Source organism: Kribbella sp. NPDC051586 (assembly GCF_044453965.1).
GTDB lineage: Bacteria > Actinomycetota > Actinomycetes > Propionibacteriales > Kribbellaceae > Kribbella.
In genome coordinates, this window is sequence record NZ_JBITDF010000001.1 from 103,537 (window position 1) to 125,148 (window position 21,612).

A 21,612-nucleotide genomic window follows, 5' to 3' on the forward strand; every position below is an offset into this window, starting at 1 on the left:
ACGGCCCCCGATCTATTCGGTCGGGGGCCGTTTTCTGTGCCGAAGTCCCGCAGCGGTGATCCGGCGGACCAGCTCGCGGCTGGAGACAGGTACGGCGCCGGCTGCGACCAGGTCGTCGTAGCGGTCGCTGGGTACGTCGTAGTGGTCGCGGTCGAAGCCGCGGGACGGGATGCCGGCGGCCTTCGCGAACGTGTGTAGCTCCTCGTAGGACTCGTCGCTGACCAGGTGGGACCAGACTCTGTTCCAGGCCGGCCAGGCGGGTGGGTCGATGAGGATCATCCGCGGGCGTCCTGGGCGTCGAGCAGATTGCGCCAGGCGCGGACGAACCTGGAGTTCACGTACGCCTTCGTCCACGAGCCGTCCTGGCGCACCGACGTGCCGACGTGGAAACGCCGTACGCCGCTCTGGTACAGCCACGGCACATGCTCCGGCTGGAGCCCGCCGCCGGCCATCATGACGCCGGCTACGGCAGGGTCCTCCTTGGCCAGCTTGCACAGGTCATCCAGCCCGTGGCTGACACCGATCGACGAACCGGCGGTCAGCACGCAGTCCAGACCGGGCAGCGTGCGCAGTGCGGCCCAGGCACGCTGCTGCTCGAGCACTGCGTCAACAGCGCGGTGGAACGTCCACGGCGTACCGGCGAAGGTGCTGGTCAGTGCGGACACCGACTCGACGTCCACCTGGTTGTCGGGCGTCAGGAAGCCCAGCACGAACCCATCCGCACCGGCAGACAGGTAGGACTGCGCCATGGCGGTCAGCCGGTTCAGCTCGGCGCCGTTGGTGGTGAACGAGTTCTCCAGCCGCAGCATCACCCGCAGCGGCAGATCGGTGACGCGCCGGATCGCACTGACCGTCGACACCGACGGGCACAACCCGTCCGCCTCCATCGAGGCGCACAGCTCCAGCCGGTCCGCCCCACCCTCCTGCGCCGCCTCCGCATCCGCCGGATGCAGCGCGATGATCTCCAGCAACGAACCCATGACCGCTATCTTCTCGCACCTTCCGCGAAATGGTGTTGCACTCGCCGCCAGGCTTCTGTATCGTTTTTCTAGATCGATTTAGAAGAACGATACAGAAGAGGTGGGCGAGATGGCGGGAGTGACGCTGAAGACGGTGGCCAAGGCCGTCGGCGTGTCGCCGTCGACCGTCTCGAACGCGTACAACAAGCCCGACCAGCTCTCCACCGGGCTCCGCGAGCGGATCCTGGCCACCGCGCAGGAGCTCGGGTACGCCGGACCGGACGCATCGGCACGCGCTCTGCGAAGCGGGCGGGCCGGCGCGGTCGGGGTGCTGTTCACGGACAAGCTGGCCTACGCCTTCTCGGACCCGTACGCGGTTGGCTTCCTGGCCGGGCTCGCGGAGGTCGCCGAGGAGTTCGCCACCAGCCTGCTGCTGATGCCGCTCAGCTCGACCGACATCGCCGGCGGCAGCAACGCAGTACAGCAGGCAGCCATCGACGCGGCGGCGATCTTCTGTGTGCCGGGCGGGCATCCGGCGCTCGAGATCCTCGCCAACCGTGGAATTCCCGCGGTGTCCACCGACCGGGGCGACCACCCGGACCTGTCCTGGGTCGCGATCGACGAGGTGGAGGCGGCCGCGCAACTGGGCGAGCACCTGGCCCGGCTCGGTCACCGCGACGTCGTCGTACTGGTCGACAACGCCCAGGCCGCCGGTGGCCCGCCGGTGGAGCTGACGCTCGACGAGGTCGGGTACACCGACTGCGAGCTGCGGATCCGCGGCCTGCAGAAGACGATGCCGGACGCGCGGCTGCGGATCGTCTCGGGCGGGCACAACGCGTTCGCCTCCGGGTTGCGCGGCGCGGAGTACGTGCTCGACTCGCAGGACCGGCCGACCGCGATCGTCGGGCTGAGCGACGTCCAGGCGATCGGCGTGATGGAAGCGATGAAGGTCCGGGGGCTGACCCCCGGTCGCGATCTGACCGTGGCGGGATTCGACGACATCCCCGCCGCGGAGGCCGCCGGACTGACCACGGTCCGGCAGCCGATCAAGGACAAAGGACGCACGGTCGGTCGCATCCTGCTCGACCCGACGACCACCGAGCGCCAACTACTGATGCCGACGCAGCTGATCGTCCGCTCCAGCAGCGGGCCGGCTCCGAAGCGCTGACAAATCCACACACCCACCTGGAACCGTCCGGTTCCCAGGTTGATCAACCACGCTCTCAGGAGGGAGCAGAATCATGACGTACTTCATCCCCGGCAACACCGCGGTCGAAAACGCCCGCAACCTCGCCCAGTCGGCTCTTCCGAACGCTCCCCAGGAGGAGTACGACGAGCCCCGCCGCCGGCCGCGCGCGGTCCGCGCCCGCCTCAGCGCCGTACTGCGCTCCACCGCCGAACGCGAACTCCGCCTCGCCAACCGCATCGACCCGACCTGCACCACCCTCGGCTGAGCTACACCAACGGATATCCCCCTGGTCGCGCCGGTTCTCCCCTCCTGCAAGGACGGGAGAACCGGCAACGCCAGGGGATATCCCTCGGTGCGCACTTCAGGAGGCGTGGATTTGTCGGTGTCGTCTGGCACTCTGAAGGGCGATGAACGAGCCAGGGGTGTTACTGACCGCGCGGGCGATGGTGCTCCACGACCTCGCCGCGCGGAGCTTCGACGACGCGGTGATGGTGTCGCTGCTGGAGGACGCCGTGGCCGGTCGTCAGTGGTGGCTGGACCAGTGGCCCGACGGAGCCGAGCACATCGCCGGCCTGGTCGCGCAAGACGTGCAGGACCGCCTCGTCGACTCCGGCATCCGCTGGCCCCGCTGCACCGCCTGCGACGACCTCCACGACCACGAACTCCGCATCGAACCAGAGCTCGGCCCCGACCCCCACTGGGTCTGCGAACGAGCGGGCATCACCGTCGCACCCCTGGGACACCTCACCTGACCCTCCGGGGAATACCTGATTGATCTACATGTAGCCAGACTACTATTGTCTGTCTACATGAGGGCTTTGGTGGTGCTGCGGGTGACGGCCGGGGTGCATGCTGTTGCGATCTGCCTGCAGCCGGTGTTCGCGGGGCTGTATTTGAACGGCTCGCCGGCCGGCATGCGGATGCATGAGCCGACCGGGCTGGCGCTGGTCTTCCTCGGGCTCGCGCAGTTGCTGGCGGCAATAATCTGGTCGCGCGCGGGCGGCCGCTGGACGGTGGCGGCGGTGAGTCTGTTGATCCTGGCCGGCGAAGTCGTCCAGGTCTCGATGGGCTACAGCCGTCAGCTCGCGATCCACATCCCGCTCGGCGTGGCGCTGGTGGCGGGCACAGTGGTCTTCGCGTTCTGGGTCAACCGCCGGCAGGTGACGGCATGACCGCCACGCTCGAGCAGCCGACCAAAGTACGCCGTCCGCGCGTCAGCCTGCAGGTACTGCGCATCGTCCTCGTCGCGCACGCCGCGCTCATCATCGCCCAGCCGATCGCGGCCGGGTACTTCCTGGCCGGCAACGTCGACGCGATGACCGACATCCACGCGACGATCGGCGGATCCGTCTGGATGGTCGCGTTCCTCCAGACGATCGTCGCCGCGTGCTACACGATCGCGGGTCGTGGTCGCGTCTGGCCGGTCGTCGCATCGGCAGGACTGCTCGTGGCGGAGTTCGTCCAGCTCACGTTCGGCTATCTGCAGAACTTCGCCGTACACATCCCGCTCGGCACCGCCATCGTGACCGCCGTCGTCTGGATGACGGTCTGGTCGTTCCGTTCCACCGCACGCCTGAGCCGCCGGGAGGCGAAGCGATGAAGATGTCCCGCCGAGTGTTCCTGGCCGCGACCGGCGGCACCCTGGTTCTCACCGCGTGCGGCGAGGAGGCGGACCCCGGGCAGGCCGGCGAACTCCTGCGCAGCAAGGCGAAACTCCCCGTGCCGTTCCAGGTCCCGCTCCCGATCCCACCGGTGAAGAAGCCGACCCGCTCGGATGCGAAGGCCGACTACTACCGCGTCGTCCAGCGCAAGGCGAGCCTCGAGATCCTGCCCGGACTCAAAACCGAGGTGATGGGGTACGACGGCCTGCTGCCCGGGCCGACCTTCGACGTACGAAGCGGCCGCACGACCGTCGTCGAGCAGGTCAACGAGCTCGACGTGTCGACCGTGGTCCACCTGCACGGCGGCCACACACCGGCGCCGAGCGACGGCTGGCCGCTCGACCTCATCATGCCCGCGAACGGCGACGACATGGACCATATGGACCACACGGACCACATGTCCGGCGGTGACATGGCGATGGGCAAACGCACGTACACGTACCCGAACACCCAGCGCGCCGCGACGCTCTGGTACCACGACCACACGATGGACTACACCGCACCACAGGTCTATCGAGGACTGTTCGGGCTGCACATCGTCCGTGACGACGAGGAGGACAACCTCCCGCTCCCGAAGGGCGATCGGGAGATCCCGCTGGTGATCGCGGACCGAGCGTTCGACGCCGACGGCTCGTTCCTGTACCCGGCCGCGAAGGACGGTCACGGCGTCGAACCGGCGTACATGGAAGGCGTGATCGCGGACGTCACACTGGTCAACGGCGCGCCGTGGCCGGTGCACGAGGTGGACGCGGTCCGCTACCGCTTCCGCATCCTCAACGCCAGCAACGCCCGCCGGTACGAGCTCGCCTTCGACAAGGGGCCGGCGACGTTCGTCCAGATCGGCAGCGACGGCGGACTGCTCGACAAGCCGGTCGAGCACAAGACGATCGTGATCGCGCCGGCCGAGCGGTTCGACGTGATCGTCGACTTCTCGCAGTACCAGCCGGGCGACGAGGTGACGATCGTCAACAAGCTCGACAACAACGCCGACGTCATGCGCTTCAAGGTCGCCCGCAAGGCCGTCGACGAGAGCAGCATCCCGACCAAGCTCTCGTCGTACGCCGTCACGCCCCGGCCGACCGGCGTCGTACGGCGGGAGTGGCGCTTCCGCCGCGGGGGTGGTCACTCGGGGTGGACGATCAACGGGAAGGCGTTCGATCCCCAGGTCATGCAGGCGCAGGTGAAGCTGGATCAGTACGAGATCTGGACCTTCGTCACCGACGTCCACCACCCGGTCCACGTCCACCTCGCGCCGTTCCAGGTGCTCAGCCGCGGTGGGAAGACGAAGGTGGCGGAGTACGACCACGGCTGGAAGGACACCGTCGACATCCGTCCGGCGGAGGTGGTCGAGGTCCTGGTCAGGTTCACCGCCCACAAGGGCAAATACCTGATCCACTGCCACAATCTCGAACACGAGGACATGGCAATGATGGCCGCCTTCGAAACGATCTAGGTACGACGCAACCGAACCGCGAGCGCGACCGTGAACCCCCACCCGACAACAACCGCGAGCCGCTGGAACAACCCGCCCACCGCGACCAACCCCGCCGTCTGATTGAAGCCCGCACTGGCAAGGAAGAAGCAGACCAGACAGGCCGTTGCACTAAGCAACGAATACGCCAACCACCTCCGGCCGTTGCCCCGGGACAGCACAAGCTGCGCAACGAACAACGCCAAGAAAGCCGGCAACGAGAAGCCGTCATGCAGTGCGCCGGAGGTGGTGTAGTCGGACGAAGCCGGCGTACCGAGTGGAAAGCCACTCACCGGGTCGGTTGTGAACACACCCGCCCCGAGCAGCCCAACTCCCCAAACACCGATCAATACGGCGCCCGCGCGATGGCCAGATCGCCAGACACCAAGAGCGAACGCGATCGTGAGCACGCCGGCGACAACGAAGTTCAGGACCTGCACCCACCCGCCGGCACCGAGCGACAGCGAGCTGACTGGATGCCGGAACGCGCTGTACCCGGCGCCCTTGAACGCACTCTCGAGCATGAAGACGGCGACGAAGAGCGGGCCCGCCATCAGGCCGCAGACCAACAGCCGATCCGTCAGAGTCCGGCGCTCGACGACCACCGACGCGGACATCAGCGTGTGCCTGCAGCTAACGCGTCAGCGGCCCTCGTGCGAAGGGCGGCGCGGTCTACGCCGGCGGCCTCGAGGGCGCGAGCCACGCGGCCGCGTTCGGTGGCGAGCAGGCCGACGAGGATGCGCATCGGACCGATGCGGCCGCCGCCGAGCTTGGGTGCCGCGTCCATCGCGCGGTGGAGCAGGAGTTTGGTGGACTCGCCGATGTGCGGGTCGCGGGCGCGGTCGGGTGTTGCTTCTGGCAACAGTCCCATCCGGACCGCGATCCCGGCGACGGCCAGGCTCTGCTCCCATTCGCGGTCCAGCGCGGCCCGGATCGCCTCCTCCGACAGCCCCTCCTCGGCCAGTAGCTGCGCGGCCGCCGTGTCCCGCATCCCGGCCAGCGCGAGCAGTACGTGCTCGGCCTCGATCGTCCGGGAGCCGTCGCGGCGGGCCTCGGCGCGGGCCGACCGCACCAGGATCGAGCGAACATCGGTCGACATCAGCGCCTCCTCAGGGCAACGCCGGCGGCGAGCAGCCGCCGGGCATGTTTCTTGTGCACCGCCTGCCGGGTGACCCCCAGCACCTCGGCCACCTCCGCCCAGCTCCAGCCGGACCGCATCGCGCGCTCCACCTGGCTGTCCTCGAGCCGGTCAGCCAGCCGGCGCAGCGCCACCACCGCGGCCAGCCCGGCCGCAGGGTCCTCGGGATCCACCAACTCGGTCATGTAAGCAACTTAGGTTGACAAGACCAGACTGTCAACCAAGGTTGCTAACGCCGACCGGGGTTGACGACCGCACGCCCGAGTCATATATTCAACACATCGGTTGATCAAGGGAATGGTTGATAAAGATGACAGTTGACGATGATCAGCTTGACCGGTCGTTCGCGGCACTCGCCGACCCGGTCCGGCGGGCGATGATCGCGCGACTGTCGCGCGGACCGGCCACGGTGAACGAGCTGGCCGAGCCGTTCCCGATCACCAAGCAGGCGGTGTCGCGGCACATCCAGGTGCTCGAGGCCGCCGGGCTGATCACCCGGAGCCGGGACGGCCAGCGCCGCCCGTGTCACCTGGTGCCGTCGGCCCTCGAAGCACTGACGAGCTGGATCGACGAGTACCGGCTCGAAACCGAACGCCGCTTCCGCCGAATGGAAGCACTGTTGAGGGAGCAGACATCATGACTGGAACCGTCATCAACACCCCCGCAGGGACCCCGTTCGTCGAGGTCACCCGGGAGTTCGCCGCCACGCCGGCCCAGCTGTTCAAGATCATGACCGACCGCGACCTGGTCGCGGACTGGCTCGGCCCGCGGAACCTGGACGCAACCGTCGAGGAGTACGACGTTCGTCCCGGCGGCACCTACCGCTACATCCACCGCGACGACTCCGGTGAGTATGCGTTCCGTGGGGTCTTCCACACCGTCGAGCAGGACAAGCTGGTCATCCAGACCTTCGAGTGGGAAGGCGCGCCGGGCGAGGTCTGCCTGGAGAAGATGACGCTCGAGCCGACCGAGAACGGCGTACGGCTGCACCAGCAGTCGGTGTTCCCGTCGGTCGGCGCCCGCGACCAGTCGATCGAGTACGGCATGGAGAACGGCATCAACGACTCCATGGACCGCCTCGCCGAACTGCTGGCGAAGTCATGAGCCGGGTCGTCGTCGACATCTCGGTATCCCTGGACGGCTACGTCACCGGCCCGAACGTCGGCCTCGACAACGGGCTCGGTGACAACGGCATGGCCCTGCACGACTGGGTCTTCCATGGCAACGACGCGGACCGCGCCGTACTGGACGCCGCCTTCGAGGAGACCGGCGCCGTCATCCAGGGCCGCAACCTGTTCGACATCATCGACGGGCCCGGTGGCTGGAGCGAGGAGATGGGGTACGGCGCGAAGCCGACCGGCGAGGTGAATCCGCCGGTCTTCGTCGTCACCCACACTCCGCCGGAGAAGACTCGCCTCGGCGACCGGTTCCGGTTCCTCGGCAGCCCCGCCGAGGCGGTCACGCAGGCACTGGAAGTTGCTGATGGCAAGGACGTCGTGGTGATGGGCGGCGGCCAGATCTGTCACGAGGTCCTCGACGCCGGGCTGGCCGACGTACTGCGGTTGCACGTGGCAACCGTCGTACTCGGTGACGGGACGCGGCTGTTCCCGGCCGAGCCGGCGAACGGGCTGAAGCTCGACCTGACCGAGGCCGTCTCCACTCCGAGCGCGCAGCACCTCACTTACGACATCGTGAAGGAGAAGTAGCCATGGGCAACGTCATCGCAACTGCAGCGGTATCGCTGGACGGGTTCGTCGCGGACACCGAGGACGGGGTCGGGCCGCTGTTCGACTGGTACGGCAACGGCCCGGTCGAGGTCTACGGGACCGATCCCGACCGGCCGTTCCACCTCAGTCAGGCCAGCGCCGACTACATCAACGCGACCTGGCCGAACGTCCGCTCGTGTGTCATCGGGCGCCGGCTGTTCGACATCACCAACGGCTGGAACGGCGTACCGGCTGTCGGCGATCACGTCTTCGTCGTCACGCACGAGCCGCCGGCCGACTGGCCGTTCCCGGACGCGCCGTTCACGTTCGTCAACGGCATCGAGGACGCGATCGCGCAGGCGCGGGACCATGCCGGCGACCACGACATCAGCGTCACCGGCGGCAACCTCACCGGCCAGGCGATCGCGGCCGGCCTGGTTGACGAGATCGCGTACAACCTCGTCCCGGTCCTGTTCGGCGCCGGCGTGAAGTTCTTCGGCGAGTACGTCGGCCCGCAGGTCATCCTCGACAACCCCCGATTCGTCCAAGGCGACCGTGTCACCCACCTGCATTACCGCGTCATCCGATAGAAAGTCCCGCATGGGCGCCAAGGACTGGATGATCATGTACGCCGACACAGACGTCGCGGGTGTACTCCGAGACCACCCGCCGATCGACCGCGCCGCCACCCGCGCATTCGTCGAACGGCTTCATCCGGGCGCCAGCGTGATCCCCTTCGAGGACGGCACTCTCGCAGAGCAGTCGAATCCGGAAGACGGCACGGTGTACGCCGGGGTCTATCCCGGGCTCACCGTGCTCCTGACCGAAGAGGCTGCTCAGGATTGCCCCTCCAAGCTGCCTCAGCGGTTCATCGACGAGGCGCAGGGGCGGACTGTCTACCTGCATGCCATGCATAGCGTCGTGGGCTGGTTCGCCTACGCGGTCTGGGAGAACGGCGTACTGCGACGGTCGCTGAGCCTGTCGCCGGACGACGGGATCCTGGAGAACGTCGGCGACCCGCTGCCGTTCGAACAGCCGTACTGGGCCGGTGAGCGGGCCGAGGAGGACGACGCCGACTGGGCCGAATTCACCAAGTTCGTGGTCGTCGAGCGGCCCGTCGCGGTCAAGCAGCAGCCGTTCGACTTCAACCCGCTGGAGCTCGGCGAGGACGCGCTGAGCGCGCTGTTCGGCTTCGTCTACGAGGGCATGCCGCCGGCCGACGCCCCGGATCTGGAGCGGATCGTGCTGGCGGGTTATCGGTTGAGTTGAGGGTGGTCGGCGATCACGGTGTGGGAGCCGGGCGCGATCTCGGTGAAGCCGGCGTCCTGGACGACGGGGCGGTCGCTCGCTAGGAGTTCGCTCCAGCGCGCGCGGGTCGCCGTACGCACGGCCAGCGCGAAGTCGGACGCCTGCCACTCCTTGCGGGCCTCGTCGGACAACGCCCACCAGGAGAGCTGCGCCGCGTGACCGCACTGGGCCATCGCCTTGCCGCTCGACATCTCCAACTCCGGATTCACCCACAGCACAGGTACTCCGGCCTCGACCGACGGCAGCTCCCCGGCATCCACAAAGTCCGTCCCACTCACCTGCAGGTTGGCAATCTCAGCCGGAACAACATCAACCCCGGTAGGCGGAAACACCCGAACCTCAGCGGCCGCGGTCTCCTCGGCCCCAACCCCGCGACCATGCACGGTGATCCCCGGCAGGGTCTCGGCCCGACGCCATTCGGTGCCGCGGGCGCGCTTGACGATCTTGCGGATGCGGTCGTCCTGCCAGGACGTCATCGCCTCCGCCCACTCGCCTTCGCCGTACGACCGCTCGTCCGCGAGGATCGCGAGCACCGCACGCGCGGCCGTCTCCAACGCATCCGTCTGCGCCGGCCGCGCGTTCTTCTCCACCCGGACCACCAGGGTCAATACCTGTTCCACAGACGCGAGTCTGCCAGTGCGGATCTCCAGGCCATCACAATGGCCTGTGGCGCTGGGGCTTCGGCGGGGACACGGCAGCCGGCCGCGATTGTGATGGCCTGGGGATCCGCCGCCCCGGTGTAAGTTGGCGGCATGCGGCAGTACCTGGATCTGTTGAAGCATGTGTTGGACAACGGGGCGGAGAAGGGGGACCGGACCGGGACGGGCACGTTGAGTGTGTTCGGGTACCAGTCGCGGTACGACCTCACCCAGGGTTTCCCCGCGGTGACGACGAAGAAGCTGCATCTGCGGTCGGTGATCGGCGAGCTGATCTGGTTCCTCAGCGGCTCAACCAACGTCAAATGGCTGCACGAGAACAACATCTCGATCTGGGACGAGTGGGCCGACGCAGACGGCGAGCTCGGGCCGGTGTACGGATACCAGTGGCGGTCCTGGCCGACGCCGGACGGCCGGCACGTCGACCAGATCACCAAGCTGATCGAGTCGATCAAGCACAACCCGGACTCGCGCCGCCACATCGTCAGCGCGTGGAACGTGGCCGACGTGGACGACATGGCGTTGCCGCCGTGTCACACCATGTTCCAGTTCTACGTCGCCGACGGCCGGCTCTCCTGCCAGCTGTACCAGCGGTCCGCCGACATCTTCCTCGGCGTGCCGTTCAACATCGCGTCGTACGCGCTGCTCACCCACATGGTCGCGCAGCAGACCGGGCTCGAGGTCGGCGACTTCGTCCACACGCTCGGCGACGCCCACCTGTACCTGAACCACCTCGACCAGGCTCGCCTGCAGCTCACCCGTGAGCCGCGCCCGCTGCCGACGCTGCAGCTGGCGAAGCGCGACTCGATCGACGGCTACGAGATCGCCGACGTCGAGCTGGTCGGGTACGACCCGCACCCCGGCATCAAGGCGCCCATCGCGGTATGAGCATCATCCTCATCGCCGCGGTCGGGCAGAACGGCGTGATCGGGCGGGACAATGACCTGCCCTGGCGCATCCGCGAGGACCTGCAACGGTTCAAGCAGCTGACGCTCGGCCACACCCTCGTCATGGGCCGCAAGACCTACGACTCGATCGGCCGGCCGCTACCGGGCCGCCGTACCGTCGTCGTCACCCGCCAACCGGACTGGTCCGCCGACGGCGTCACCGTCGCCAACTCCCTCGACGAGGCCCTCGCGTACGACGGCACGCTGTACGTCGCCGGTGGCGGCGACATCTACCGCCAGGCCCTCCCCCACGCCCACACCCTCGAACTCACTGAGGTCGACCAGTCCCCCGAGGGTGACGTCACCTTCCCGCCGATTACCGCAGCAGACTGGACCGAAACAGCCCGCGACCCCCGCGACGGCTTCACCTTTGTTAGTTACCGCCGCAGCTAGGTGGGGTCTGGCGATCACACCTCGCAACGAGTAGGCAACAGGTCAACCACGGGGACCTGGAACCGACTAGATTGTGTGCGCGTCACGGAGGTGACAGCGCGCGGGCGGGAGGGGACGCCTGCCACAGGCCACCGGAGGGGAACGACGATGACCGAAGCAGACAACACAGCAGGCGCGGCACAATCGGCCGCCGCGGCACAGCCGTTGCAGCCGCCTACGGCTACCGCGCCGGGACTGATACTGACCGCGCCGCCGCCGTCACAGCCTGTCGCGGCCACCGCGGCGCCGACGATGGCGCCGGCCGTCGACGCGGCTGCCCTGCCGGGGCTCGACGCGAAGGTCGACACGTTCCTGACCTCGCTGATGGCGGCCGAGCCGCGGTCGCCGGAGTTCGCGGCGAAGGCGGGTGACGTCCGCAGCATGGGCGACGTCGACATCCGCGCCGCGGCCGAGAGCTCGAACCGGTTGCTGCAGCAGCCGGTGAAGGCGCTGCAGAGCGGTGGCCTGTCGGAAGGGTCGACCGTCGGCAAGACGCTGCTCGAACTGCGCCGTACCGTCGAGGACCTCGACCCGAAGGAAGCCACCGGGGCCAAGAAGCTGCTCGGGATGATCCCGTTCGGCGACAAGATCGAGGACTACTTCCGCAAGTACCAGAGCGCGCAGAACCACCTCGAGGGCATCCTGCACAGCCTGCGCAACGGCCAGGACGAGCTCGGCAAGGACAACGCCGCGCTGAACATGGAGAAGCAGAACCTCTGGGACGCGATGACCCGGCTGAACCAGTACGTGTACGTCGCCGAGCGCCTCGACGCGCGGCTGTCCGCGGCGATCGCCGAGCTCGAAGCGACGAACCCGGAGAAGGCGAAGGCGTTCCGCGAGGACGTGCTCTTCTACGTCCGCCAGAAGCACCAGGATCTGCTCACCCAGCTGGCCGTGTCGATCCAGAACTACCTGGCCATCGACATCGTGATCAAGAACAACATCGAGCTGATCAAGGGCGTCGACCGCGCGTCGACGACCACGGTCTCGGCGTTGCGTACGGCGGTCATCGTGGCGCAGGCCCTGGGCAACCAGAAGCTCGTGCTGGACCAGATCACCGCGCTGAACACGACCACCAGCGGCATGATCGAGCGCACCTCGGAGATGCTGCGGGACAACTCGGTGGCGATCCAGCAGCAGGCCGCGTCGGCTTCGATCGGGCTGCCGCAGCTGCAGGCCGCGTTCGCGAACATCTACGCGACCATGGACGCGATCGACACGTACAAGGTCGAAGCGCTGGACAACATGGCCGCCACCATCGGCACGCTGGAGACCGAGGTGACCAAGTCCCGCAGCTACCTGGACCGGGTCGCCCAGCAGAACCAGCAGGTCGTGCACGGCAGCCTCGACCTCGACCTCGGTCGCTGATCCACGGCTCGACTGGGGGAACTGCATGGCGATCGGTGACTTCTTCGCGCGGCTGACCGGCCGCAAGGAGGAGCCCGAGCCTGCCCCGGTGCCCGGGCCGCCGACGAACGACGACCTGCTGGCGGCGCTGGTCAGGGTGGAGGAACTGGTCGCGGGCGGCGCCGTACCGGCCGTCGTCGCGTCGCGTGTCGGCCGCGTGGTCCGCGTCGTACGGGAGACGATCCCCCGGCTCGGGAACCTCGGCGGCAGCGCGCAGGCGTACTCCGTGATGGCGACGGCAACCGACTACCTGCCGGAGGCCATCGGCGGGTACCTGCGGCTGCCCCGGCAGTGGGCGGACACCCGGCCGGTCGACCGCGGGAAGACGTCGCTGATGATCCTGATCGACCAGTTGGACCTCTTGGCCGCAACGATGGACAAGGTGTTCGACGCGGTGAACCGGGCCGACGCGGCGGCGCTGATCGCCCACGGCAGGTTCCTGCAGGAGAAGTTCGGCACCGGCTCCACCGGCGGAGGATTGGCCCTCGGCCCGACCGCGTCGACCCCGCCACCCGATCCAGGGCCGGCGGGACCACTTGCACCACCACCGGGACGAGGAGGGTCATGAGCGGCACGGGGGGACTTCCGGAGGCGCTGTCTGCGCTGGTCACCGTCGCCGCCAGGGCCGGTGTCACGGAAGACACCGCGCGCGGCGAGGCGCTTGCGCTGGCTGCCGCGTTGGCCGAGTCGGCCCCGGGCGCACCTGCCGACTGGGCGAAGGCGGTCCCGGGCGGCACAACACAGGACTTCTTCGACGCGGCCGTCCGCGGACGTCGCTGGCGGGGCGCTCCGACGGGTGTCCTGACCGAGCTGGTCGCCAACGGCTCCGCGGAGAAGGCGGCGTACGCCGAGGCGCTGGCGGAGGTGGCGTCGGCCGCATGCACGCTGGGCGAGCCGACCATGCGGGTAGTAGGCAATGCATCGGTGGCAGCAGCCGCGCAACTGCAGGCCGCGGGCGCAAGGCCACTCCAAGCTGCCTCGACACCGCAGCCTCAGGAACCAGTAAAAGAAGCAGAAGAAGTAGAGGTTCCCGCGAAGACGGTCGAGGAGCTGCTGGCCGAGCTGGACGAGCTGACCGGGCTGGCTCGGGTCAAGCGCGAGGTGCACCGGCAGGTCGCCGTACTGCGGGTCGAGAAGCTGCGGGCCGAGGCGGGACTGAAGAGTCCGACGATCACCCGGCACCTGGTGTTCGTGGGGAATCCGGGCACCGGGAAGACCACAGTCGCGCGGCTGGTGAGTGGGATCTACAAGGCGCTCGGACTGCTGTCCAAGGGCCAACTGGTCGAGGTCGACCGGTCCGAGCTGGTGGCCGGCTACCTCGGGCAGACCGCCACGAAGACGGCCGAGGTGGTCGCGTCCGCGGCGGGTGGCGTGCTGTTCATCGACGAGGCGTACAGCCTGACCTCGGGCGACACCGGCGCCGACCAGTACGGGCGGGAAGCCGTCGACACACTGGTCAAGGAGATGGAGGACCGGCGCGACGACCTGGTCGTGATCGTCGCCGGGTACCCCGAGCCGATGGAGGCGTTCATCGCCGCGAACCCCGGTCTGGCCAGCCGGTTCCGGACCACGATCGAGTTCGAGAACTACACCGACGAAGAACTCGCCGACATCCTCACCGGGCTCGCCGAAGCGTCCGATTACGAGCTGGTTCCGGAGTCGCTGGAGAAGTTCCAGGAGATCCTGGTCGCGACGCCGCGCGACAGCTCGTTCGGCAACGGCCGCTTCGCCCGCAACGTCCTCGAGGCCGCCATCGGCCGCCACGCCTGGCGCCTGCGCGACGTCACGGCACCGACCACGGACCAACTGCGTCAGATCCTCGCCGAAGACCTCACCGACGAGCCGACCGACGAGCCGACCGAGGACGAAGACCAAGGAGATCAGGCGTGACCCAGACCCACAGTGCGCCTCCTGCGACCTGGTCGCCGCCGGCACCACCCGCAGGTACGGCGCAACCCGCCGCCCGGACACCGAGCCGCCGTAACGCCGTCGCCCAGTGGTTCCAGGGCACCCCCGGCCGGATGCGCGCGTTCCTGATCCTGGCCGCGGTGGTCAGCATCCTGTTCGGCATCGCGGCCGCCCAGGGCCACGCCCAGTCGAACGGCGCGCTCGAGCGCGCCGAGGCGAACGCGGCCCAACTGGTCCGGATCCAGGGGATCCACACCAACCTGGTCAGCGCCAACGCCGACGCCACCAACGCCTTCCTGGTCGGCGGTCTGGAGCCGCCCGACCAGCGTCAGCACTTCGTCGACTCGATGGCCGCGGCCGCCCGGCTGATCTCCGAGGCGTCGACCGCACAGCCCGCCGACCAGAACGTCCTCGGCCAGCTGAACACGACCCTGCTCACCTACAACGGCCTCATCGAGCAGGCCCGCGCGAACAACCGGCAGGGCCTCCCGATCGGATCGCAGTACCTCAAGGACGCGAACGCCGTCCTGCAGGACGACTCGCTCCCGCTGGTGAACGCACTGGTCCAGGCCAACCAGAAGCGGGTCAGCGACGAGTTCGACGGCATCGGGCACGGAACGATCTGGGTCCTCGTCGGCGGTCTGCTGACGCTGGTGGTCTTCGGGATCACCCTGCGCTGGCTGGCCCGGCGTACGCATCGCTATCTGAACATCCCGATCGTCGTAGGAGCCGCGCTCGTCCTGATCGTCACGATCATGGGCGGCGTCTCGCTCTCGTCGGCGTCCGGCGCGGCGTCCGACACCCGGTCCGACGCCTACGCGAAGACGCTGGCGTTGTCGACGGCCCGGATCGCGGCGTACGACGCCCGCTCGAACGAAAGCCTGACGCTCATCGCTCGCGGGTCCGGTGACGCCTTCGACAAGGCCTACAACGACGCGGCGGCCGAGGTCGACGACCAGCTCGGCAAGGCATCCGGTACGACGGACGGTCTGCAGCGCCTGTGGGGCAAATACAAAGACGTGCACAAGAAGATCCGGACGGCCGACGCCACCAACGGCAACTGGGACGGGGCCGTCGACATGGCCGTCGGTACGACGAAGACCGCGGACAACTCGGTCGCGACCTTCAAGGCGTTCGACGAGCAGTCGGCCGGCCAACTGCAGTCCACCAGCGACGACGTCTCGAGCCAGCTCTCCGACGCCCGCGGCAGCATCCGCTTCTTCGGCTGGCTAGGCCTCCCGATCGGCATCCTCGCCGCCCTACTCGTCGCCTGGGGCATGTCACAGCGCCTGGAGGAGTACCGATGAAAAAGCTCATCCCCCTCGCGCTAGCGAGCGCCCTTCTCCTCACCGCCTGCGGCTCCGGCAACTACGCGGCGACCCAGATGCCGGCCGAGCCCGCGCCGACGACCTCGTCGGCGGCCCCGACCACGACTGCGCCGTGCGACAAGACCACCGAGCTACAGTCCTACGCACCCGACGGCCCGCTGCCCGCGCCCATGCACATGACGGCCGACACGACGATGGCGAAGATCCAGGCGCGCGGCCGGCTGATCGCCGGCGTCTCGGCGGACAGCCTGCACCTCGGCTCCCGGAACCCGCTGAGCGGGCAGATCGAGGGCTTCGACATCGACATGATCAACATGGTCGCCGACGCGATCTTCGGTCCTCCCGCGCCAGGCCGGCCACACCAGGTCGAGCTACGGGTGATTTCCAGTCCGCAGCGCATCCCGGTGCTGCAGAGCGGTCAGGTCGACATCGTCGCCCGGAACATGACCATCAACTGCGCCCGCTGGCAGCAGATCGCGTTCTCGGCCGAGTACTACCGCTCCGGCCAGAAGACGCTCGTGCAGCGAGACTCCACGGCCAAGAGCACGGCCGACCTGAACGGCCAGACCATCTGCGCTCCAGCCGGGTCGACGAGCCTGGACAACCTCAAGAAGAAGAACCCGGCGGTCAAGCCGGTCACGGCCGACACGGACACCGGCTGCCTGGTCCTCTTCCAGCAGGGCAAGGCACAAGGGATCAGCGGCGACGACACTGTCCTGGCCGGCGACGCCGCGCAGGACCCGTACGCCAAGATCCTGCCGGAGCGGTTCAGCGACGAGCCCTACGGCCTCGGTATCAAGAAGGAGAACGTGGACTTCGTCCGGTTCGTCAACGCCGCCCTCGCACAGATGAAGACCCCTGGCCCTTCAGGCACCAGCGCGTGGATGACGTCGTACAACAAGTGGCTGGGAACAGACCTGGGCAAGCTGGCAGCCCCGCCGGCAGCCGTCTACGGCCGGACGCCATGACCGTTCGTACGCCGACCGTGTCGGCGCCTCCGCCGCCGGGGAAGATGGGGAGCAGCGTTCCGGCTTCGGAGTTGCTGCATTTCCTGGATGCGCTGGGGAGCTGGCGGGATCGGCGGAAGGCGGAGCTGGACGAGCTGGACCAGGCTGCGCTGCATTCGCCGGACGGGGATGCGTTGAGCGCTGACGTCGTGCTCAGCATGACGGTCTGGAAGGCGGTGTCGGACCGCTACGAACTGATCCTGGTGACGTGGGACTCGGGCCGGGTCGGGCAGACGGAGACCGAGCGGATCTCGGCGCTGATCTGGGGCGGACTGGATGCCGGCGGCGCGGGCGGATCGCTCGCGGTTTCGTTGCCTGAAGCATGCAAACTGTCGGATGCGCTGGCGGCGACCCTGCGCGCCAAGCTGGCGCTCGAGCCCGGTGACGCCGACCTGGCCGCACGGCTTCGGCAGCTGCGCGCGCAGGTCGAGCGGATCAGCGACCTGGTCAAGCTGGAGCCGGCGAACGTCCGCGACCAGGCGCTCGCGCAGCACCACGACCTGGATCGCCGTCTCACGGACCTTGCCGACCGCAACAAACGCGGCGCGGACATCGGCGGCCTGATCGGGCCGTTCGAGATCGATGCCGCCCGCACCGAACGCGACTTGATCGTCGGCGCTGCCACCCGCAAGGAACGGGCCGCCGACGTCGCCCGGGCGCGAACGCTGCGCGGCGAGCTCGAAGCGCAGGGTACTGCGGTTCGCGCGCTCGCCGACAAGGCTGTCGCCACGGTCACCCCGGCCCCGCGCCTCGCCGTACCGGATGTCACCGCACTCGGACCGGTTCCGAACACGCCGGCCGAGCTCGAGAAGTACCTGACCCGGCTGGACGCCGTACGGCGGGCGCTCGGCCAGGCGCAGGCGGCGTACGGCGCTGCGCTGGGTAAACGGGACGAGCTGGCCCAACTGCTGGACGCCTATCAGGTGAAGGCGGCAAGTGTTGCCCCAGGCAACGAGGATCTCGCCGAGCTGTACCGGCGCGGCCGAGCGGTGATCGAGGCGGAGCCGGTGGACCTGGCCCGCCTCGGTGCACTGGTAGCGGCCTACCAGGCCTACCTGGAAGGGACGAAATGACGACCTGCACTCAACCGGGCTGCACCGGCTCCATCGTGGACGGGTACTGCGACGTCTGCGGCTCCCCCGCGGCCCCGAGCCAAGCGGCGGCCACGACCGGTGGATGCACCCAGCCCGGCTGCACCGGCACGTACGTCGACGGGTACTGCGACGTCTGCGGCTCGCCCGCGCCGGATGGCGCCTCCAGCCCGTCCGCGGTCTCCGGAGCCCCGGCCGTCGTCCACGAGGCCGACCCGATCAGCACCGTGTCGACCGTCTCCCGCGCCTCCAACCGCCTGGCCTCCACGCCGCTCGGGTCGGCCCGCGCCGCCCAGGCCGGCTCGAAGCTGACCCGCAAACTCGGTACGTCGTCCACTCGCCTGCGCGGCGCGCGACTCGGCGCCGGCCTGACGCACGTGCCGTCGATCCCCGCGATCGACGCCAGCAAGGCGATCCTGGCCAACCCGATGGTCCCGGAGGACCGCCGGAACTGCCCGAGCTGCGGCAACCCGGTCGGCCGGTCCCGCAGCGGGCAGCCCGGCCGGACCGAGGGTTTCTGCCCGAAGTGCCGCAACCGGTTCTCGTTCTCGCCGAAGCTGCAGGCAGGCGACCTGGTCGGCGGCCAGTACAAGGTGGCCGGCTGCCTGGCCCACGGCGGTTTCGGCTGGATCTACCTGGCCCAGGACCAGAACGTGTCCAACCGCTGGGTCGTTCTGAAGGGCCTGCTGAACTCCGAGGACCCGGACGCCGTCGCCGCCGCGATCGCCGAGCAGCAGTTCCTGGCCCGCGTCGAGCACCCGCTGATCGTCGAGATCTACAACTTCGTCACCCACGACGGCGCCGGCTACATCGTGATGGAGTACGTCGGCGGCACCTCGCTGAAGACGTTGCTCAAGCAACGGATGACCGCCAACAACGGCCAGTACGACGCGCTGCCGATCGACCAGGCGATCGCGTACCTGCTGGAGATCCTGCCCGCGTTCTCGTACCTGCACGACCTCGGCCTGGTGTACTGCGACTTCAAGCCGGACAACATCATCCAGGTCGGCGACGCGGTCAAGCTGATCGACCTCGGCGGTGTCCGGCGGATCGACGACCTCGACTCGGCGATCTACGGCACGGTCGGGTTCCAGGCGCCCGAGGTGGCTGAGGTCGGCCCGTCGGTTGCCTCCGACATCTTCACGCTCGGCCGGACGCTGTGCGTGCTGGCCATGGAGTTCCGCGGGTACCAGGGCCGGTACGTCGACTCGCTGCCGCCGGTGGCCGAAGTACCGCTCTTCCAGAAGTACGACTCGGTGTATCGCCTGCTGGCCAAGGCGTGCGCGAAGGACCCGGCGGACCGCTTCCAGTCCGCGGACGAGTTCCGCGTGCAGCTGCTCGGCGTACTGCGTGAGGTGGTGGCGGACAAGCAGGGCGTGAAGGCAGCGCAGCACTCCGCGTCGTCGCTGCTGTTCGGCACGCCGGGTGACAAGTCCACCGGACTGGGCGACACGGTAGAGCCATGGCAGCAGCTGCCGTCGCTGGCACCCGACGAGAGCGACAAGATGGCCGGCTGGTTGAAGACCGTCAGCGTGCCGGACGCTGCCAAGCGGCTCGAGCTGCTGATCGACGCACCGGAGCAGTCCGCACAGACGTTGCTGGAGGTCGCAGAGGCCGCACTGGAGGTCGGACCCGAGCGCTACGACATGGTGGACACTGCGGTCGCCGACCTGCTCAACGCCGACCCGTGGGAGTGGCGGGCAGTCTGGATGGCTGGACTGGTCGCTCTGGCTCGCGGTGACTCGGCAGCTGCGCAGTCCGCGTTCAACGCCGTCTACGGCCAGGTGCCGGGCGAGCTGGGGCCGAAGCTCGCGCTGGCGATCGCCTGCGAGCACTCCGGCGAGTACGACGTTGCCGAGGGCCTCTACCTCACCTGTGCGCGGACCGACGCCAACTACATCGCACCGTCCGCGTTCGGCCTGGCCACGATCCGTACGCAGCGCAACGACCTCGACGGAGCGCTCGGCGCCCTCGACCTCGTCCCCCGGACCAGCGGCGCGTATGTGCGGGCCCGTCGCCAGCGAGCCGGTCTGCTGGCAGGATCGGGGCGTGGCCTTCCCGCGCTCGCCCAGGCGATGGACAGCATCACCGCGCTGACCATCGACCCGATCGACCGGGCGAACCTGGCCGCGGACGTGTTCCGGACCGCGCTGGCCGAGGTCCAGCAGTCCGGTCCGCAGGAGGCTCTGCGGATCGACGGGCGGGCAGCCACCGAGCCGGCCCTGCGGGACGGGCTCGAGGCAACCTACCGGTTGCTGGCCGACCAGGCCGGGACCCGGCCGGAACGGATCGCCCTGGTCGACCAGGCCAACGAGGTTCGAGGATGGACGTTGCGATGACGAGTACGACCGAGACGGTCTGTCCCAGCTGCGGCGGGCCGGTGTCCGAGGCGGATCGCTTCTGCGAGGCCTGCGGCGCCGAGCTCAGCCCGGCGGCGGCCGCGCCCAGCTCGACTGCTCTGGACACCGACACCGAGCCGACGATCGAGATCACCGCGGCCACGGTCGAGGAGGTCGGCCCGTGCAAGTCGTGCGGCGGCGTCGTCGGCGCGGACGGGTACTGCGAGACGTGCGGCGTCAAGGCAGCCAAGCTGCGGGACCACTTCGAGGAGCAGCCCGCACCGTGGGTGGCCGGCGTGTGCGACCGCGGCATCCGCCACAGCCGGAACGAGGACGCCATGGCGATCGCGGCCGACGCCGAGCCGGGCAGCCGGGCGCTGCTCGTGGTCTGCGACGGCGTCAGCTCCTCGCTCGACTCCGACGTCGCGTCGCTCGCGGCGGCCCGGGCAGCGTGTGAGGTGCTGCAGGCCGGGCACGCGCAGGGCCTCGGCACCGACTCCTCCCGGGGCAGTGCGATCGCCGCTCGGCTCAAGGCCGCGGCTGACGCTGCGAGTGACGCAGTACTGGACAACACCAGTCCTGACAGCCCCAACCCGGCGTCCTGCACCTTCGTGGCGGCGGTCCTGGAGGACGGGCTGCTGGTGGCGGGCAATGTCGGAGACAGCCGGGCGTACTGGTTCCCGGACGAGGCTGAGCCGGTCGCACTGACCGTCGACGACTCCTGGGCGGCCGAGCTGATCGCGACCGGCATCTCGCGTGAGGAGGCCGAGTCCGGTCCGCACGCGCACGCGATCACCCGCTGGCTCGGCAAGGACGCGCCCGACCACACGCCCCGGACCACGACGCTGCACGTGACCGGGCCGGGCTGGCTGGTCGTCTGCTCGGACGGCCTGTGGAACTACTGCTCAGAGGCGGCACCGCTGGCCGACCTCGTCCGTCAGACAGCTGCGGGGTGTGGTGGCGAGCCGAAGGCCACCGCGTCCGCACTGGTCGACTGGGCCAACGCCCAGGGTGGCCAGGACAACATCACCGTCGCGCTCGCACGCGTCTAAGGAGAGAGACCCG

27 protein-coding genes are annotated in these 21,612 nt (G+C 68.8%); 21 read left to right on the forward strand and 6 right to left on the reverse strand.

What is annotated here, in order from left to right; all coding sequences use genetic code 11:
* Positions 1 to 12: 12 nt before the first annotated feature.
* Together ACIA58_RS00480 and ACIA58_RS00485 are read right to left on the reverse strand one after the other, a co-directional pair.
* On the reverse strand, positions 13 to 279 hold the full coding sequence (locus ACIA58_RS00480) for a DUF4031 domain-containing protein (RefSeq protein ID WP_396401453.1): 267 nt from the start codon (positions 277 to 279) through the stop codon (positions 13 to 15).
* Positions 276 to 980, reverse strand: coding sequence for a copper homeostasis protein CutC (locus ACIA58_RS00485; protein ID WP_396401454.1), 705 nt, complete (start codon positions 978 to 980; stop codon positions 276 to 278). The genes ACIA58_RS00480 and ACIA58_RS00485 overlap by 4 nt, the downstream gene beginning before the upstream one ends.
* Positions 981 to 1,089: 109 nt before the next feature.
* Between ACIA58_RS00485 and ACIA58_RS00490 the strand changes: the two genes are divergently transcribed.
* The 6 genes from ACIA58_RS00490 (at position 1,090) to ACIA58_RS00515 (ending at position 5,262) form a co-directional block, all read left to right on the forward strand.
* Positions 1,090 to 2,127, forward strand: coding sequence for a LacI family DNA-binding transcriptional regulator (locus ACIA58_RS00490; protein ID WP_396401455.1), 1,038 nt, complete (start codon positions 1,090 to 1,092; stop codon positions 2,125 to 2,127).
* Positions 2,128 to 2,200: 73 nt separating this feature from the next.
* Positions 2,201 to 2,413: a hypothetical protein gene (locus ACIA58_RS00495; protein ID WP_396401456.1), complete on the forward strand. Its 213-nt coding sequence runs from the start codon at positions 2,201 to 2,203 to the stop codon at positions 2,411 to 2,413.
* Between the two features lie 142 nt (positions 2,414 to 2,555).
* Positions 2,556 to 2,900, forward strand: a complete 345-nt coding sequence (locus tag ACIA58_RS00500; protein ID WP_396401457.1) for a hypothetical protein — start codon at positions 2,556 to 2,558, stop codon at positions 2,898 to 2,900.
* A gap of 57 nt (positions 2,901 to 2,957) precedes the next feature.
* Positions 2,958 to 3,320: a hypothetical protein gene (locus tag ACIA58_RS00505; RefSeq protein WP_396401458.1), complete on the forward strand. Its 363-nt coding sequence runs from the start codon at positions 2,958 to 2,960 to the stop codon at positions 3,318 to 3,320.
* Entirely contained in the window at positions 3,317 to 3,748 is a 432-nt protein-coding gene (locus ACIA58_RS00510; RefSeq protein ID WP_396401459.1) for a hypothetical protein, read from the forward strand. Before ACIA58_RS00505 ends, ACIA58_RS00510 begins: the two co-directional genes overlap by 4 nt.
* The gene (locus ACIA58_RS00515; protein WP_396401460.1) at positions 3,745 to 5,262 is read left to right on the forward strand and encodes a multicopper oxidase family protein; all 1,518 of its coding nucleotides are present in this window, start codon (positions 3,745 to 3,747) and stop codon (positions 5,260 to 5,262) included. Before ACIA58_RS00510 ends, ACIA58_RS00515 begins: the two co-directional genes overlap by 4 nt.
* On the opposite strand, the gene ACIA58_RS00520 is transcribed toward ACIA58_RS00515, so the two are convergent.
* From ACIA58_RS00520 to ACIA58_RS00530, 3 genes are read right to left on the reverse strand one after another with little or no spacing between them, the layout of a single operon-like run.
* Complete coding sequence (locus tag ACIA58_RS00520) at positions 5,259 to 5,897, reverse strand: DUF998 domain-containing protein (protein ID WP_396401461.1); 639 nt, start codon at positions 5,895 to 5,897, stop codon at positions 5,259 to 5,261. The genes ACIA58_RS00515 and ACIA58_RS00520 overlap by 4 nt on opposite strands.
* Complete coding sequence (locus tag ACIA58_RS00525; RefSeq protein ID WP_396401462.1) at positions 5,897 to 6,379, reverse strand: Clp protease N-terminal domain-containing protein; 483 nt, start codon at positions 6,377 to 6,379, stop codon at positions 5,897 to 5,899. The genes ACIA58_RS00520 and ACIA58_RS00525 overlap by 1 nt, the downstream gene beginning before the upstream one ends.
* Positions 6,379 to 6,603 (reverse strand): hypothetical protein, encoded by a 225-nt coding sequence (locus tag ACIA58_RS00530; RefSeq protein WP_130441176.1) that lies wholly within the window; start codon positions 6,601 to 6,603, stop codon positions 6,379 to 6,381. Before ACIA58_RS00530 ends, ACIA58_RS00525 begins: the two co-directional genes overlap by 1 nt.
* 125 nt (positions 6,604 to 6,728) lie before the next feature.
* Here ACIA58_RS00530 and ACIA58_RS00535 point away from each other — a divergent pair, with 125 nt between their 5' ends.
* From ACIA58_RS00535 to ACIA58_RS00555, 5 genes are read left to right on the forward strand one after another with little or no spacing between them, the layout of a single operon-like run.
* Positions 6,729 to 7,058: an ArsR/SmtB family transcription factor gene (locus ACIA58_RS00535; RefSeq protein ID WP_396401463.1), complete on the forward strand. Its 330-nt coding sequence runs from the start codon at positions 6,729 to 6,731 to the stop codon at positions 7,056 to 7,058.
* Positions 7,055 to 7,522: an SRPBCC domain-containing protein gene (locus tag ACIA58_RS00540; protein WP_396401464.1), complete on the forward strand. Its 468-nt coding sequence runs from the start codon at positions 7,055 to 7,057 to the stop codon at positions 7,520 to 7,522. The genes ACIA58_RS00535 and ACIA58_RS00540 overlap by 4 nt, the downstream gene beginning before the upstream one ends.
* On the forward strand, positions 7,519 to 8,124 hold the full coding sequence (locus ACIA58_RS00545) for a dihydrofolate reductase family protein (RefSeq protein ID WP_396401465.1): 606 nt from the start codon (positions 7,519 to 7,521) through the stop codon (positions 8,122 to 8,124). Before ACIA58_RS00540 ends, ACIA58_RS00545 begins: the two co-directional genes overlap by 4 nt.
* A gap of 2 nt (positions 8,125 to 8,126) precedes the next feature.
* On the forward strand, positions 8,127 to 8,714 hold the full coding sequence (locus ACIA58_RS00550; RefSeq protein WP_396401466.1) for a dihydrofolate reductase family protein: 588 nt from the start codon (positions 8,127 to 8,129) through the stop codon (positions 8,712 to 8,714).
* 10 nt (positions 8,715 to 8,724) lie between these two features.
* Complete coding sequence (locus ACIA58_RS00555; RefSeq protein ID WP_396401467.1) at positions 8,725 to 9,393, forward strand: DUF6928 family protein; 669 nt, start codon at positions 8,725 to 8,727, stop codon at positions 9,391 to 9,393.
* Here ACIA58_RS00555 and ACIA58_RS00560 read toward each other — a convergent pair.
* Positions 9,378 to 10,052: an aminoacyl-tRNA hydrolase gene (locus ACIA58_RS00560; protein WP_396401468.1), complete on the reverse strand. Its 675-nt coding sequence runs from the start codon at positions 10,050 to 10,052 to the stop codon at positions 9,378 to 9,380. The two genes, ACIA58_RS00555 and ACIA58_RS00560, sit on opposite strands and share 16 nt — an antisense overlap.
* A gap of 132 nt (positions 10,053 to 10,184) precedes the next feature.
* Here ACIA58_RS00560 and ACIA58_RS00565 point away from each other — a divergent pair, with 132 nt between their 5' ends.
* The 10 genes from ACIA58_RS00565 (at position 10,185) to ACIA58_RS00610 (ending at position 21,599) form a co-directional block, all read left to right on the forward strand.
* A complete protein-coding gene (locus ACIA58_RS00565; protein WP_396401470.1) occupies positions 10,185 to 10,976 on the forward strand; it encodes a thymidylate synthase in 792 nt (263 codons plus the stop codon).
* Positions 10,973 to 11,428: a dihydrofolate reductase gene (locus tag ACIA58_RS00570; RefSeq protein ID WP_396401471.1), complete on the forward strand. Its 456-nt coding sequence runs from the start codon at positions 10,973 to 10,975 to the stop codon at positions 11,426 to 11,428. The genes ACIA58_RS00565 and ACIA58_RS00570 overlap by 4 nt, the downstream gene beginning before the upstream one ends.
* A 147-nt stretch (positions 11,429 to 11,575) precedes the next feature.
* A complete protein-coding gene (locus ACIA58_RS00575; protein WP_396401472.1) occupies positions 11,576 to 12,835 on the forward strand; it encodes a toxic anion resistance protein in 1,260 nt (419 codons plus the stop codon).
* A 25-nt stretch (positions 12,836 to 12,860) separates the two neighbouring features.
* Positions 12,861 to 13,442 carry a hypothetical protein gene (locus tag ACIA58_RS00580; protein ID WP_396401473.1) on the forward strand — a complete coding sequence of 194 codons (582 nt, stop codon included), beginning with the start codon at positions 12,861 to 12,863 and terminating at the stop codon, positions 13,440 to 13,442.
* The gene (locus tag ACIA58_RS00585; RefSeq protein ID WP_396401475.1) at positions 13,439 to 14,764 is read left to right on the forward strand and encodes an AAA family ATPase; all 1,326 of its coding nucleotides are present in this window, start codon (positions 13,439 to 13,441) and stop codon (positions 14,762 to 14,764) included. Before ACIA58_RS00580 ends, ACIA58_RS00585 begins: the two co-directional genes overlap by 4 nt.
* Positions 14,761 to 16,089, forward strand: a complete 1,329-nt coding sequence (locus ACIA58_RS00590) for a hypothetical protein (protein WP_396401476.1) — start codon at positions 14,761 to 14,763, stop codon at positions 16,087 to 16,089. The genes ACIA58_RS00585 and ACIA58_RS00590 overlap by 4 nt, the downstream gene beginning before the upstream one ends.
* Complete coding sequence (locus ACIA58_RS00595) at positions 16,086 to 17,078, forward strand: glutamate ABC transporter substrate-binding protein (protein ID WP_396401477.1); 993 nt, start codon at positions 16,086 to 16,088, stop codon at positions 17,076 to 17,078. The genes ACIA58_RS00590 and ACIA58_RS00595 overlap by 4 nt, the downstream gene beginning before the upstream one ends.
* Complete coding sequence (locus tag ACIA58_RS00600) at positions 17,075 to 18,190, forward strand: hypothetical protein (protein WP_396401478.1); 1,116 nt, start codon at positions 17,075 to 17,077, stop codon at positions 18,188 to 18,190. Before ACIA58_RS00595 ends, ACIA58_RS00600 begins: the two co-directional genes overlap by 4 nt.
* The gene (locus tag ACIA58_RS00605) at positions 18,187 to 20,547 is read left to right on the forward strand and encodes a tetratricopeptide repeat protein (protein WP_396401479.1); all 2,361 of its coding nucleotides are present in this window, start codon (positions 18,187 to 18,189) and stop codon (positions 20,545 to 20,547) included. Before ACIA58_RS00600 ends, ACIA58_RS00605 begins: the two co-directional genes overlap by 4 nt.
* A complete protein-coding gene (locus ACIA58_RS00610; RefSeq protein ID WP_396401480.1) occupies positions 20,532 to 21,599 on the forward strand; it encodes a PP2C family protein-serine/threonine phosphatase in 1,068 nt (355 codons plus the stop codon). The genes ACIA58_RS00605 and ACIA58_RS00610 overlap by 16 nt, the downstream gene beginning before the upstream one ends.
* Positions 21,600 to 21,612 lie beyond the last annotated feature (13 nt).